We start from the raw sequence: 12,131 nt of genomic DNA, 5'->3' as shown, positions 1-12,131 counted from the left end.
GTCGAGTTGCCATCAAGGGGCTTGCCGGTCAGCCTGCCGATTCAGTCGCCAGCCGGTGGTCGGGTACCCAGTACGCTCTCGATGCTCGGCACCTGGGTATCGCTGCCCAGTTGCGTATCGTGCTCGATCTGGTGGCTGAAGCGCTCCAGTGACTGTTCCTTGGCCGGTTGCGCGTCGCTGGCGAACACCGGCGGGCTGAGCAGATAGGCCCCGAGCAGGCGGCTCAAGGCAGCCAGACTGTCGATATGGGTGCGCTCGTAGCCATGGGTGGCGTCGCAGCCGAAAGCCAGCAGCGCGGTACGGATGTCATGGCCGGCGGTCACCGCCGATTGCGCATCGCTGTGGTAGTAGCGGAACAGATCGCGACGTACCGGGATGTCCTGCTCGGCGGCCAGTTTCAGCAAGTGGCGCGACAGGTGGTAGTCGTAGGGCCCGCCGGAGTCCTGCATGGCCACGCTCACCGCATGCTCGCTGGATTGCTGGCCAGGCGCGGCCGGGGCGATGTCGATGCCGACGAACTCGCTGACATCCCAGGGCAGGGCGGCGGCGGCGCCGGAACCGACTTCCTCGGTGATGGTGAACAGCGGGTGGCAGTCGATGGCCGGCTCCAGGCCACTTTCCACCACGCCCTTGAGCGCGGTGAGCAGGGCGGCCGCGCCAGCCTTGTCGTCCAGATGGCGCGAGCTGATGTAACCGCTTTCGGTGAACTCCGGCAGCGGGTCGAAGGCGATGAAGTCACCGACCTCGACGCCCAGTTCGATGGTCTGTGCACGGCTTTCGGTGACGGCGTCGAGGCGCAATTCGATATGGTCCCAGCTGACTGGCAGCTGATCCACTGCGGTATTGAAGGCATGCCCGGAGGCCAGCAGCGGCAGCACGCTGCCACGCAGCACGCCCTTGTCGGTGAACAGGCTGACCCGGCTGCCCTCGGCGAAGCGGCTCGACCAGCAGCCGACTGGCGCCAGACTCAGGCGACCATTGTCCTGGATGCCGCGCACGCTGGCGCCGATGGTGTCGAGGTGCGCCGACACGGCACGGTCCGGGCTGTAGCGCTTGCCCTTGAGCGTCGCGCGGATGGTGCCGCGGCGGGTCAGTTCATAGGGGATGCCCAGCTCGTTCAGGCGTTCGGCAACATAGCGCACGATGGTGTCGGTAAAACCGGTAGGGCTGGGTATGGCCAGCATTTCCAGCAGCACCTGGCGCAGGTAGGCAAGATCGGGTTCGGGCAGTTGCGACATGGCAGCTCCTCAAGGATGCAGTCCCGCTCCCGGCCGGGAGCGGGGGAGTATTCAGGGGTGCAGGCGGCTGAGCGGGAACAGCAGATCGACGAAGCGTTCGGCGGTTGGCTGCGGCTCGTGGTTGGCCAGGCCGACCCGTTCGTTGGCCTCGATCAGCACGTACTCGGGCTGGTCGGCTGCCGGCACCAGCAGGTCCAGGCCGACTACCGGGATTTCCAGGGCGCGTGCCGCTTTCACCGCGGCATCGGCCAGTGTTGGGTGGAGAATGGCCGTGACATCTTCCAGGGTGCCGCCAGTGTGCAGGTTGGCCGTCTTGCGCACGGCCAGGCGCTGCCCGGCCTCCAGCACGCTGGAGTAGTCGTAGCCGGCATCATGCAGGGTGCGCTGGGTTTCGGCGTCCAGCGGGATGCGGCTCTCGCCGCCCGTGGCCGCCTGACGACGGCGGCTCTGGGTTTCGATCAGCGCGCCGATGCTGTGCACACCATCGCCGACCACGGTGGCCGGATGGCGAATGGCCGCGGCAACCACTTCATAGCCGATCACCACGATGCGCAGGTCGAAGCCTGGGTGATAGCTTTCCAGCAGTACACGGCTGTCGAACTGGCGGGCACGGGCGATGGCTTCTTCCAGTTCCTCGTGGCCGCGCAGGTCGACCGCAACGCCCTGGCCCTGTTCGCCATCCACCGGCTTGACCACCACGCTGCCGTGTTCGGCGAGAAAGGCGGCATTGCTCTCGGTATTACCCGCCAGGCGCTGGGCTGGCTGGCTTAGGCCGGCGCGGGCAAAGGCGCGGTGAGTCAGGCGCTTGTCCTGGCACAGGGTCATGCTGACGGCGCTGGTCAGGTCCGACAGCGACTCGCGGCAGCGAATGCGCCGTCCGCCCTGGCTGAGGGTGAACAGGCCGGCTTCGGCGTCGGTCACTTGCACGTCGATGCCGCGGCGCTGGGCCTCGTCAACGATGATTTTCGCGTAGGGGTTGAGCTCCGCCTCCGGGCCTGGGCCGAGGAACAGTGCCTGGTTGATACCGTTGCGGCGCTTGATGGCGAAGGTCTGCAGGTCGCGAAAGCCCAGCTTGGCGTACAGCGCCTTGGCCTGCAGGTTGTCGTGCAGCACCGACAGGTCGAGATAGCTCAGGCCGCGGCTCATGCAGTGCTCGATCAGGTGGCGCACCAGCGCCTCGCCCACGCCCGGGCGCTGGCAGTCCGGTGCCACGGCCAGGCACCACAGGCTGCTGCCGCCTTCCGGGTCGGCAAAGGCCTTGAGGTGGTTGAGGCCCATCACCGTACCGATGATCTGGCCGCTGCTCTCGTCCTCGGCCAGCCAGTAGCTGGGGCCGCCTTCCTCGCGCGGAGTGAGGTGCTCGACGTCGACCGGCAGCATGCCGCGCTGCAGGTACAGGCGGTTGACCGCCTCCCAGTCGGCTTCGTTCTGCACCCGGCGGATCTGGAAGCCGCGGAAGCTTCGGTGTGCCGGGCGGTAGTCGGTGAACCACAGGCGCAGGGTATCGGACGGGTCGAGGAACAGCTGCTGCGGCGCCTGGGCCAGCACCTGTTGCGGCGCGGCCACGTACAGCGCGATGTCGCGCTCACCGGGGCGCTCGTTGAGCAGTTCGGCGGCCAGGGCGGCGGCATCCGGGTAGGTCTGGCCGATCAGCAGGCGGCCCCAGCCGCAGTGGATATGCTGCGGCTGGCCCTGTTCGGTTCCGTCCTTGGCCAGGTGAGCCTGCAGACGCTGATAAGACGGCGGTTGGCCGCGCAGCAGGCGTTGGTTGTAGGCAGTGGCGCGCATGGTGAAGCTCCTTGGTCGTTGTCTTGCGGTCCAGGGCTGAGACAGCCCTAGAGTCCGTGTTCGCTGAGCCAGAGATTGAGCGCGGCCAACTGCCACAACTTGGAGCCACGCAGGGGAGTGAGCTGACCACGTGGATCGCTGAGCAGGCGGTCGAGCATGGCCGGCTCGAACAAGCCGCGATCCTGGCTGGGGTCGAGCAGCAGGTCACGTACCCAGCCCAGGGTGGCGCCTTCCAGGTGCTTGAGGCCGGGCACCGGGAAATAGCCTTTGGGACGGTCGATCACCTCATGGGGGATGACCTGGCGCGCCGCTTCCTTGAGTACCTGCTTGCCGCCGTCGGGCAGCTTGAAGCGGGCCGGGATGCGTGCCGACAGCTCGACCAGGCGGTAGTCGAGGAACGGCACGCGGGCCTCCAGGCCCCAGGCCATGGTCATGTTGTCGACCCGCTTGACCGGGTCGTCGACCAGCATGATGGTGCTGTCCAGACGCAGAGCCTTGTCCACCGGCGCGGCGGCGCCCGGCATGGCGAAGTGCTCGCGGACGAACTCGCCGGCCCAGTCCTCGCCCTGCCACTTGCGCTGCAGGGTTTCCAGCAGCTCGGCGTGGTCGCGGTCGAAGAACGCCTTGCGGTAGGCGGCGAAGGCATCCTGGGCACCGTCCACCTGCGGATACCAGTGATAGCCGGCGAACAGCTCATCCGCGCCCTGGCCGCTCTGCACCACCTTGCAGTGCTTGGACACTTCCCGCGACAGCAGATAGAAGGCGATGCAGTCGTGGCTGACCATCGGCTCGCTCATGGCGCGGAAGGCCTCGGGCAGGCGTTCGATGATCTCGTGCTCGCCGATGCGCAGCTGATGGTGGCGGGTGCCATAGTGGTTGGCGATCAGGTCGGAGTAGTGGAACTCGTCGCCGCGCTCGCCGCCGGCATCCTCGAAGCCGATGGAGAAGGTCGAGAGGTTGTCGACCCCGGCCTCGCGCAGCAGACCGACCAGCAGGCTGGAGTCCACCCCGCCGGAGAGCAGCACGCCAACATCCACGGCGGCGCGCTGGCGGATGCTTACCGCTTGGCGCAGTCCGTCGAGCACCAGGTCGCGCCAGTCGTTCAGCTCGTACGGCACTTCGTCACGCTGCGGACCGAACTGCAGTTGCCACCAGCAATGCTGTTCGCGGCGGCCGTCGGCCTCGACGCGCAGCCAGGTGGCTGGCGGCAGTTTTTCCACGCCACTGAGCAGGGTGCGCGGTGCAGGCACCACGGCATGGAAGTTCAGGTAGTGGTTGAGCGCCACGGGGTCCAGGCTGGTGTCGATGCCGCCGCCCTGCAGCAGGGCCGGCAGGGTCGAGGCGAAGCGCAGGCGGTTGCCATCCTGGTTCATGTACAGCGGCTTGATGCCGAGGCGGTCACGGGCCATGAACAGGCGCTCGCGGTCGCGCTCCCAGATGGCGAAGGCGAACATGCCGTTGAGTTTCGGCAGCAGGTTCTCGCCCCAGGCGTGGTAGCCCTTGAGCAGCACCTCGGTATCGCCATTTGAGTGGAACTGATAGCCCAGGGCCTGCAGTTCGGCGCGCAGCTCGGGGTAGTTGTAGATGGCGCCGTTGAACACCAGGGTCAAGCCCAGCTGGTGATCAATCATGGGCTGGCCGGAGGCAGGCTCCAGATCCATGATCTTCAGGCGGCGGTGGCCGAAGGCCATCTGCCCGCTGCTGTGGAAGCCACAGGCGTCAGGGCCGCGAGGGGCCAGGTGATGAGTGATTTTCTCGATAGCGGCCAGGTCGGCCGGGCGTTGGTCGAAGCGTATTTCTCCAGCGATTCCGCACATATATCCTTACCGGTTTTGCCGTTGGGGAGGTGTCCGTCCGATGACGAATCCTTTTACACCAAAACAAAATAATGCTTTGATGTCAAAGTTTTATTTCCGATAAGGATGGCTATGTGACAGAAAAAATAATTCCTACTGAATGCGATTTGTCAGCCTTCGAGCCAGCCCTGTTTCGTGCCATGCGCCGTTTGCAGCAGGCGGGTGAGGTACATGCCAAGCGCCTGGGACGCTTCGGCGGGCTGACCCCCATGCAACTGATGATTCTGCGCGTGCTCGATGCCGAAGGGCGCTTGACCGCCAGTGCACTGAGCGGGCGCGTCAGCCTGAGCGCGGCGACGCTCTCCGGCATGCTCGAGCGTCTCGAAGAGCGCGGCCTGCTACAACGTCAGCGTGATGATCAGGATCGCCGCCGGCAGTGGCTGTCGACCAGCGAAGTTGGCCGCAGCCTGCTGGCCGAGGCGCCGCCCTTGCTGCCGCCAGCCTTGCGCACGGCCTTCGGTGCACTGCCGGAGTGGGAGCGGCACAGCCTGACCGCCGCCTTGCTGCGCGTGGCAGAAATGTGTGGAGAGAGCGACTAGCCCAAGCCGCAGCCGCGATTGGCCGGCACGGCGACGTCCATCAGTTTGGGATTGGGCAGCTTGAGATTGCCCATCAACTCGACATAGGCCTCGACATCGGCCACCTGTAGGCGGGGATTGTGCGCAGCCTCTTCAGCGATGCTGGAACGGGTCCAGCCGCGATAGTCGTGGCCAGGCCAGACCTCGGTGTCACCCGGCAGGGCCAGCAGGCGCTGCAGGCTGGCCCACTGGGCGCGGGCACTGCCATTCTGGAAATCGGTGCGGCCGCTGCCGCGGATCAGCAGGGTGTCGCCGGTGAACAGTTTGCCTGGCTGCTGCGCTGTGGCGGGCAGCAGGAAGCAATACGAATCATCGGTATGGCCCGGTGTGTGCCAGGCGATCAGTGCCTTACCGCCGAACACCAGGCGTTCGCCCTCGGCGAAGGTGAAACTGGCACAGGCACTGCCGCTCTGGGCGCCGAAACCGCTGCGGCAGCCGGTTGCGTCACGCAGCCCGCCGAGTGCGGTGATGTGGTCGGCATGGGTGTGGGTATCGATAGCCAGCACCAGGCGCAGTTCCAGTTCGCGCAGCAGGCGCAGGTAATTGTCGAGATGTTCCTTCACCGGGTCGATCAGCACAGCCTCGCCGGCATCGGCCAGCAGGTAGGTGTAGGTCGAGCTGTTGCTATCGAACAGTTGGCGGAAAAGCATGATCAGACTCCTGCGGAAATTTTCTGCACGGCCAGAGACAGACTGACTGCCACCAGCATCAGGGCAAACAGGCGCTGCAGGGTTTGCCCGCCCAGGCGTTGGGCCAGGGCATTACCGCCCAGCACGCCACCGGCGCCGCCCAGGGTTAGCCCGGCCAGCAGCGCCAGGGATGGATTCGCACCGCTGAGGTAGAGGGCGAAGCCGCCACCCGAGACCAGGGCAATCACCGCCAGTGACGTGGCGCTGGCGGCCAGCATGCTCAGGGGGGTGAAGGCGAGCAGTGCGGGCACCACCATGAAGCCGCCGCCGACCCCCATCAGCCCGGAGAACACTCCGACCGCCAGGCCGATCAGTACGAGTGGGATGCTGCGCAGCGGACCGCTGCCGCTGCGCACCTGGCATGAGCTGCGCCACATGCGCCAGGCACTCCACAAGACCAGTGCGCAGAAGCCGAGAATCAACAGCAGCTCGGGTATCTGTCGACCTAGCCATTGACCCACGGCATTGCCGGGCAGGCCAGCGACGGCCAGCAGCAGCGCTGGCCGCCAGGCTACCTGGCCGAGGCGGGCGCGCGGTACGGCACCGATCAGTGCGGTCAGCGCCACGGCGCCCAGGCTGACACCGATGGCGTCGCGCAGTGGCAGGTGCAGGCTGAGCAACAGGGGCAGAGCCACCAGCGAGCCGCCGGAGCCGGTCAGGCCGAGCAGCAGGCCCAGTATGGCGCCGATGCCCAGGGCCTCCAGCAGCAGAAGGTCCATCAGCGATTCCAGGGCATGCGGGCGAGCAGCAGGGCCATGGCGCACGTGTTGCTGAGGCCGGCGAAAGTCAGCCCGGCGCCGACAAACCCGGCCAGCCCGTACCAGCCGGGATGCAGCCAGGTGCCGAGGATCACGCCGAGCAACACCAGGCTGCCGGCGGTGATCTGTACCTGGCGCTGGATGCTGATGACGTTGCTGGCCGCCTGCTCGATGGGCAGGCCACAACCTACGCAGGCCTCGGTGCCGCCTTCGATCACCTGTACGCCGGGCAGCAGGCTCTGCAATTGCTCGGCGGCGCGTCGTGCGCGCTGGCCGCTCTGGCAGATCAGGTACAGCTCGTCGCCGTTTTGCAGGCCTTCCTGACGCAGTTGCCGGACCAGTTCGGCCGGCTGCATCTGGTCTAGCGGCACATTGCGCGCGCCGGCCACGTGCTGGGCGCGGAATTCGGCCGGGCTGCGCACGTCGATAAGAAAGCGCACATGCCCCTGCTGGCGGGCGCTGGCGAAGCGCGGGGCGTCGATCAGGCAGATGGTGTCGGTCATTTCAGGGTACTCCCTGGGGGTATAGGGTTCAGGTGTATTTGGTGAAGATGGCACGTACGCGTGCCAGTGTTTCGGCGTCGTCACGCGTGGGGTCGAGCACGGTTTCCTCGAGCAGGCACGCGAGCATTTCCTGGTAAGCCTTATCCAGTGCCTTGCGCGCAGCAGCGAACTGCTGGGCGATGGCCTCGCACTCTTCGCCGCGGCGGATCATGGCCTGGATGCCGCGGATCTGGCCCTCGACACGGGCCAGGCGCTTGAGCATGGCGTCCTGTTGCTGGGTGTTGGGGGTGGTCATCTCAGGGCTCCAGAGGACGGCGCAGGGTGAAGGCGCCGCGCAGTTCGCCGGCGGTGAAGCCGCGGGCCTGATCCTGCGGGTAATGGCGGTCGAGCAGCTGCACCAGCTCGGGCTTGATCGCACTGCCGTGACAGGCCAGGCAGGGCTCGCCGGTGGCGATGGCGCGCATGTAGCGGAACTCGCCACCCACCACTTCGGCACGGTTCAGGCGGGCGACAGCCTCGCCGGCCTGGCTGCGGCGCTGGAAGTCCTCCAGCACGGCCTGCTCCCAGGCATCCGGGCGGTTATCCGGATTGCGCAGGCGCAGCGCGGTACGCCCCACTGTCCAGGGCGCGACGCTGTGCTGCTGGGCGATGCCGGGCGCCAGCTGGCGGCAGGCTTCGACGGCCTGGGTCGGACCGCCTGCGGTGACTGCGGTCTGCACGCTGGCCAGCAGCTGTTGCTGGAACGGCGGTATGAGGGCTTCGGCCTCGCTGCGCAGTTGTGCCAGATCGGTGGCCTGGGCGAGCAGTGGGGCCCAGCAGAGCAGGAGGGTGAACAGGCGCATCGACATACTCCCTATTTATATACAGGGGGGAGTATATGTTCGATGGTAAAAAAGACAACCGTCACTCGTCGTGTCAGCCTGCGGTCATTGGCCGCGGATCAGTTTGCGCAGCAGGAAACGATTGGGATGGCAGGCCTCGGCTACCGCGCGCGAGACGGGTAGGGGTTCATTATTCAGCCAGGCCGCCAGCAGTTCGGCGCTGAGTGGTGCGCTGATCAGCCCACGTGAGCCGTGGCCGCTGTTGACGTACAGGCCCTCCCGCCAGGGGCAGGGGGTATCCGGCACCTGGCGGGCGTCCTTGCCGAGCACGGCGTAGGCGCTGGCGAATGCGTCGGGGTCGGCCAGCGGGCCGACGATGGGCAGGTAGTCCGGGCTGGTACAGCGAAAGGCCGCCCGGCCTTGCAGTTGGGCTGGCTCGAGCGAGTCGGCGTGCAGACGGCCGCTGAGATCCGTGGAGATTTCCCGCAGCAAGTCGAGATTGCCGGCGTGTTCGGCAGCGGTTGGTGTGCAGTCCTGGCTGTGAAAGTCGAAGCTGGCGCCCAGGGTGTGCTCGCCCTGGCGTGCCGGTGCCACATAGCCTTCGGCGCACACCACGCAGTTCAGCGCGGCGCTGGCTGTGGTCTGCGGCAGGCGCGTGATCTGCCCGCGAATCCGCTTGAGTGGCAGTTCGGCGGCGAAGCGTTGCACCTCGGCGGCCCCGGCCAGCACCGCTACCGGCGCCTCGGCCAGCAGGCGCTCACCTTCCAATGCCTGCCAACGGTCAGCGACTCGGCGCAGCTCAAGCGCTTCACTATGCGTCAGCAGGCGCACCCCCGGATGCTCGGCCAGTAGGTGGCACAAGGCCGGCGGATGTACCCAGCCGGCTTCGGGGTAGAACAGCCCGCCGGCCGGCAGTTCGATCCCGGCGATCGCCTCGGCCTGGTCCTGTTCCAGCATCTGCAGCAGGGCGGGCGGAAACGCCTCGGCCAGTTTGTTCTGACGCTCGAGTTCTTTGGCATCGAAGGCCAGTTGCAGCACACCACAGGCCGACCAGGCATCTGGCTGCAAACGCTGCAACAGGCGGCGGGTATGACCGAAGCCAGCCAGCACCAGTTGCGACAGCGCAGTACCGTGGGCCGACAGCTTGAGGTAGAGCACGCCTTGCGGGTTGCCTGAGGCCTCCTGGGCGATATCGGCATGACGCTCGATCAACGTCACCTGCCAACCACGTGCAGCCAGGCTCGCCGCGGTGGCACACCCGGCCAGGCCGGCGCCAATCACCAGCGCCTCGCGCTTGTCTGCCTGGTGGGGGCGGGCATGCCAGGGCTTTTCAGACGTAGGTGCGGCACCTGTGTAATGACCGCAGAGGAACTCCCATTTCTTGCCGTGGCCGGGTCGCTTGCGCATGGTGAAACCGGCGGCGATCAGGCCGCGGCGTACATCACCCATGCTGGTGAAGGTGGCCAGGCTGGCGCCAGGCGCCGAGAGCCGGGCCAGTTGGGCGAAGATGTCGGCCGTCCACATCTGCGGATTCTTCGCCGGGGCGAAGCCGTCGAGGAACCAGGCGTCGACCTGGGCATCAAGCTGCGGCAGCAGGTCGTGGGCGTCACCGATCAACAGGGTCAGCACCACCCGGCCGCCGGCCAGCAGCAGTCGCTGGAAGCCAGGGTGGATGGCCACGTACTGCTCCAGCAGCGGTTCGCTCCAGGGCGCCAGTTCCGGCCACAGCGCCAGGGCACGGCGCAGGTCGTGATTGCTCAGGGGGTACTTCTCGACACTGACGAAGTGCAGCTGCGCGTCGGCAGGCGCCAATTGCTCGAATAGCTGCCAGGCGCAGAGAAAATTGGTGCCGGTGCCGAAGCCGGTTTCGCCGATGATCAGGCGCCCGCCGGCCGGCAGGGCGGCAAAACGCGGTGCGAGGTCGTTGCCATCGAGAAAAACGTGGCGAGTCTCGCCCAGTCCGTCTTCGCGGGAGAAGTACACATCGCCGAACTGGCGTGACAGCGGTATGCCTTGTTCATCCCAGTCGAGCTGGGCGGTATGGGAGTCGGACATCGGGGCACCTTGCAGGCAGGCGCGCATTGTAGCGACATACCTAGGGTCTGTTGCCGTTTCGGCGCAAGCCGCGCTGCTGTGAAAAACTCGCCAAGCTAGGCGTGGGATGCTGGCAATGGTCATTCCCTTGGCAAATCCCACAACACCGCATGGCGAGGTTTTTCGCGCAGCCCGGAGGGACGAGCCCGTTTTGGCGCGGAACGTCGTTACTCGACGGCTCATTTGGACGACCAAACTTCGCGTCTCGCGCCTAGCTCCGGGCAAAAACGAGCTTCGTCGCGGTCGCGACGAAACGGCAACAGACCCTAAGCACCCGCCAATCCGCTAGGCTGAGCGGATCGAGACAGGGAGACCACTATGTTCGAGTCCGCCGAGTTGGGGCATGCAATTGACGAGGAAACCTACGCGCGCGAAGTGCCGGCGTTGCGTGAGGGCTTGCTGGAGGCGCAGTACGAGCTGAAGCAGCAGGGGCGCTTTCCGGTGATCATCCTGATCAACGGCATCGAGGGCGCGGGCAAGGGCGAGACGGTCAAGCTGCTCAATGAGTGGATGGATCCGCGCCTGATTCAGGTCAACACCTTCGATGTGCAGACCGACGAAGAACTGGCCCGGCCGCCGGCCTGGCGCTACTGGCGGCAGCTGCCGCCCAAGGGGCGGATCGGCATCTTCTTCGGTAACTGGTACAGCCAGATGCTGCAGGGAAGGGTGCACGGGCATTTCAAGGATGCCGTACTGGATCAGGCCATCGACAACGCCCTGGCGCTGGAGCAGATGCTCTGCGACGAGGGCGCGCTGATCTTCAAATTCTGGTTCCACCTGTCCAAGAAGCAGATGAAGGTGCGCCTGAAGACGCTGCAGGACGACCCGCAGCATGCCTGGCGCATCAGTCCGCTGGACTGGCTGCAGTCGAAGACTTACGACAAGTTCGTGCGCCACGGCGAACGGGTGCTGCGCCGTACCAGCCGCGACTTTGCGCCCTGGTATGTGGTCGAGGGCAGTGACGAGAACTATCGCAGCCTGATGGTCGGGCGCATTCTGCTCGATGGCCTGCAGGCTGCGCTCAAGGCCAAGACCCGGCGTATTCCGCAGCCGCATGTGGCGCCGATGATCGCCAGCCTGGACAACCGTGGCCTGCTGGACAGCCTCGACCTCAGCCAGGCGCTGGAAAAGGATGAGTACAAGGACATGCTGGCCGTGGAACAGGCGCGGCTGGCCACGCTGATGCGTGACAAGCGCATGCGCCGGCATGCCCTGGTGGCCGTGTTCGAAGGCAATGACGCGGCTGGCAAGGGCGGAGCGATCCGTCGGGTGGCCGCGGCGCTGGATCCGCGGCAATACCGCATCGTGCCGGTTGCGGCGCCAACCGAGGAAGAGCGCGATCAGCCCTACCTGTGGCGTTTCTGGCGGCACATTCCCGCGCGTGGCAAGTTCACCGTGTTCGACCGTTCCTGGTACGGGCGGGTCTTGGTGGAGCGGGTGGAGGGCTTCTGCGAGCCCGCCGATTGGCTACGTGCCTACGGCGAAATCAACGATTTTGAAGAGCAGCTGGTTGGTGCTGGCGTGGTGCTGGTGAAGTTCTGGCTGGCCATCGACCAGGATGAGCAGTTCAAGCGCTTCAAGGAGCGCGAGGCCATTCCCTTCAAGCGTTTCAAGATCACCGAAGAGGACTGGCGCAACCGTGACAAGTGGGATGACTACCGAGCAGCAGTGGGGGACATGGTCAACCGCACCAGCACGTCGATCGCGCCCTGGACGCTGGTCGAGGCCAACGACAAGCGTTTTGCCCGCGTGAAGGTACTGCGCACCATCAATGATGCGCTGGAAAAAGCCTTCGCCGAGGATTGA

At 66.1% G+C, this 12,131-nt stretch carries 11 protein-coding genes; 2 read left to right on the top strand and 9 right to left on the bottom strand.

The genetic code is table 11. The features are described from left to right. Positions 1-41: 41 nt before the first annotated feature. Genes P7A97_RS14715 through P7A97_RS14705 form a run of 3 tightly spaced genes read right to left on the bottom strand, consistent with a single transcriptional unit; the run spans position 42 to position 4,843 of the window. A complete protein-coding gene (locus P7A97_RS14715; protein ID WP_277690701.1) occupies positions 42-1,238 on the bottom strand; it encodes an osmoprotectant NAGGN system M42 family peptidase in 1,197 nt (398 codons plus the stop codon). A 51-nt stretch (positions 1,239-1,289) separates the two neighbouring features. Continuing rightward, positions 1,290-3,026 carry an N-acetylglutaminylglutamine synthetase gene (ngg, locus tag P7A97_RS14710; protein ID WP_277690699.1) on the bottom strand — a complete coding sequence of 579 codons (1,737 nt, stop codon included), beginning with the start codon at positions 3,024-3,026 and terminating at the stop codon, positions 1,290-1,292. Between the two features lie 47 nt (positions 3,027-3,073). Then, positions 3,074-4,843, bottom strand: coding sequence for an N-acetylglutaminylglutamine amidotransferase (locus P7A97_RS14705; protein ID WP_277690697.1), 1,770 nt, complete (start codon positions 4,841-4,843; stop codon positions 3,074-3,076). A 113-nt stretch (positions 4,844-4,956) separates the two neighbouring features. On the opposite strand from P7A97_RS14705, the gene P7A97_RS14700 reads away from it, so the two are divergent. Continuing rightward, positions 4,957-5,421 carry a MarR family winged helix-turn-helix transcriptional regulator gene (locus tag P7A97_RS14700; RefSeq protein ID WP_277690696.1) on the top strand — a complete coding sequence of 155 codons (465 nt, stop codon included), beginning with the start codon at positions 4,957-4,959 and terminating at the stop codon, positions 5,419-5,421. On the opposite strand, the gene P7A97_RS14695 is transcribed toward P7A97_RS14700, so the two are convergent. The 6 genes from P7A97_RS14695 to mnmC form a co-directional block, all read right to left on the bottom strand. After that, positions 5,418-6,110, bottom strand: coding sequence for an MBL fold metallo-hydrolase (locus tag P7A97_RS14695; protein ID WP_277690695.1), 693 nt, complete (start codon positions 6,108-6,110; stop codon positions 5,418-5,420). The genes P7A97_RS14700 and P7A97_RS14695 overlap by 4 nt on opposite strands. Before the next feature lie 2 nt (positions 6,111-6,112). Then, a complete protein-coding gene (locus tag P7A97_RS14690) occupies positions 6,113-6,868 on the bottom strand; it encodes a sulfite exporter TauE/SafE family protein (RefSeq protein WP_277690694.1) in 756 nt (251 codons plus the stop codon). Continuing rightward, positions 6,868-7,410, bottom strand: a complete 543-nt coding sequence (locus P7A97_RS14685) for a rhodanese-like domain-containing protein (protein WP_277690693.1) — start codon at positions 7,408-7,410, stop codon at positions 6,868-6,870. Before P7A97_RS14685 ends, P7A97_RS14690 begins: the two co-directional genes overlap by 1 nt. 28 nt (positions 7,411-7,438) lie before the next feature. After that, positions 7,439-7,705, bottom strand: coding sequence for a metal-sensing transcriptional repressor (locus P7A97_RS14680; protein ID WP_277690691.1), 267 nt, complete (start codon positions 7,703-7,705; stop codon positions 7,439-7,441). A 1-nt stretch (position 7,706) separates the two neighbouring features. Then, entirely contained in the window at positions 7,707-8,252 is a 546-nt protein-coding gene (locus P7A97_RS14675) for a DUF3365 domain-containing protein (RefSeq protein WP_277690690.1), read from the bottom strand. An 84-nt stretch (positions 8,253-8,336) separates the two neighbouring features. Next, complete coding sequence (gene mnmC / locus P7A97_RS14670) at positions 8,337-10,286, bottom strand: bifunctional tRNA (5-methylaminomethyl-2-thiouridine)(34)-methyltransferase MnmD/FAD-dependent 5-carboxymethylaminomethyl-2-thiouridine(34) oxidoreductase MnmC (RefSeq protein ID WP_277690689.1); 1,950 nt, start codon at positions 10,284-10,286, stop codon at positions 8,337-8,339. 357 nt (positions 10,287-10,643) lie between these two features. Here mnmC and pap point away from each other — a divergent pair, with 357 nt between their 5' ends. Continuing rightward, the gene (gene pap / locus P7A97_RS14665; RefSeq protein WP_277690688.1) at positions 10,644-12,131 is read left to right on the top strand and encodes a polyphosphate:AMP phosphotransferase; all 1,488 of its coding nucleotides are present in this window, start codon (positions 10,644-10,646) and stop codon (positions 12,129-12,131) included.

Origin of the sequence: Pseudomonas sp. GOM6 (assembly GCF_029537485.1) — a bacterium.
Classification (GTDB): domain Bacteria; phylum Pseudomonadota; class Gammaproteobacteria; order Pseudomonadales; family Pseudomonadaceae; genus Aquipseudomonas.
This window is presented reverse-complemented; position numbering and strand designations above follow the sequence as displayed.